The organism is Rhodanobacter sp. Soil772, assembly GCF_001428385.1.
In the GTDB taxonomy this organism is placed as follows: Bacteria; Pseudomonadota; Gammaproteobacteria; order Xanthomonadales; family Rhodanobacteraceae; genus Rhodanobacter.
On record NZ_LMSK01000002.1, the window covers coordinates 1,125,079 to 1,126,968 of the forward strand.

2 protein-coding genes are annotated in these 1,890 nt (G+C 55.5%); both read right to left on the reverse strand.

Annotated elements, in window-relative coordinates:
• Positions 1 to 137 precede the first annotated feature (137 nt).
• Entirely contained in the window at positions 138 to 524 is a 387-nt protein-coding gene (locus tag ASG75_RS11460; RefSeq protein ID WP_056388992.1) for a hypothetical protein, read from the reverse strand.
• Between the two features lie 581 nt (positions 525 to 1,105).
• Entirely contained in the window at positions 1,106 to 1,447 is a 342-nt protein-coding gene (gene yecR / locus ASG75_RS16005) for a YecR family lipoprotein (protein ID WP_082547574.1), read from the reverse strand.
• Between the last annotated feature and the right edge of the window lie 443 nt (positions 1,448 to 1,890).

Consider the following 1,890-nt stretch of genomic DNA (forward strand, 5'->3'; position numbering starts at 1 on the left):
CGCTCGGCGCTCCATGCGTTTTGGGAGAGCGAAAGCGCAACGAGGATGACTAAGAAAGCACGCATATGGAAGACCTAACGCTGGAGTTAAGCGGCGGCGTAGCCGTCCGCCTTGAACGAAATGTTAGATTGCGCCCCTTACTCTGGACTCATGCCCCGAACCTGAAGGACGACAAGGGCCTTGCTTGCGGCCGAGGATAGCTCTTGCCACGCAGGCGTGCCAATGAAGTCAGTGATATATGGCAGGTTTGGCACTGTCCGGAAAGCAATCGCGTCTAGAGACGCATTAAACTCACGTATAGCTAGTTGCTCCTCCGCCGAGAAGATAGGCGCAATGAACTCTTCAATCGTCGCCTCGTCTGCTACCCAGTCTCCCCAGGCATTGAATAGCTCGCCACTGACCTGCGCAATCGGAACTGATTGCTGATAGGCGATCTGCTCCTCGGCCGAAGAGACGAGCTGCAGGTGCTCGATGATTCGGTTGCGGAGCCGGCAATAGAGTGTTTCAGCTGGGACAGAATTCATCGCGCAATCTAACGCTGGAGTTAAGCGGCGGCGCAGCCGTCCGCCTTGAACGAACTGTTAGGCCCCGACCCTTGTAATAGGAATTGGGGCCGACTCGACAGTGCCGGTGAAGTACCCGCCTCCTCTTAGAAAAGCACAGGGATGTTCGTACGTTTCAAAGATCCTGGTCGGAATGCGACCAACTATTCTCACGCTCTCGCCGGGCGTTGCGAACTTGAAGTCGGAGACTCGTTGCCCATCGATATAGGGCTCCATAGGGTAACCATCGGTTTCTCCTTGGCAGTTGGCAACAACAAGTGAGAAGTACATCTGCCTATCCCTAATCTTTTTTGCATCGAGCGAGCGAAGGCTCACCTGAACAATTTCTTCGTCGCCGACTCTTTGAGAATGAGCCGACAAAACGCTCGGGCGAAGCTGACATCCAACGAGCGCGGATGCGGCGATAGCCAACAGGCAAGCTCTTACGAATATGAAATACACAAGCTTCGCACCAGTGACCATAGGGGCCTAACGCTGGAGTTAAGCGGCGCGCGGTTTTTCGCGCGTCCGCTTGGACGAACTGTTAGGCGATATTACGCTGCCTAGTTTTGCCCGGCGTTTGGATTGCCGCTGCCCGTACCCGTGCATTGAAACTCTTTGGTCACTTCAAATTGGTTGCAGCCGCCCATACCGCCAGGTGCGGTGCATTTTTGTTCAGCACCACCAAACGCCTCCGCACCTTTGTAGCCCCATGCCGCACAGCGTGTCGCCGCAAGGTTCAGCGCCTGTTGTTCGCTGGCGCGAGGTTGTTCAAAGGGGCCGTATGTGTAGGATAGACGCACGGTAGCATCAGCTCTACTCCCGCCAGTGGCTGACCAGCTCTTCGTGGTGGCGCAACCGGATACCGCGACAGCTACAACAGCGATGAGAAACAACGATTTCATTTCTTTCCCCTGATTTGTGAATACGACGATCCTTCCTACCCTGCCTAACGCTGGAGTTAAGCGGCGGCGCAGCCGTCCGCCTTGAACGAGATGTTAGACAGCCTCGCGGCTGCCGACCTTGGCCTGCCTGCTTGCGCGGAAGGCAAGAAAGCCAAAAAGTACGGAACACGCGAACGCAACACACATGAGCGTGCCCCAAAAGTTGAAGTTACGTAGAGCGCGCTCGCCAGTGAAGAGGCTCGCAGCTTGCAAGATGCCGAGAGCAGAGTAAATCGCAGCCAGAACCATAAGAACCGACAAGGCTGCGAATGTTCTTTTCTTTGCCTGATAGGCCATTGGCTGTCTAACGCTGGAGTTAAGCGGCGGCGTAGCCGTCCGCCTTGAACGAGATGTTAGAGGGCATCCACGTAGTCCGGATCGTCGAAGGCAAGAAAGCAACCGGA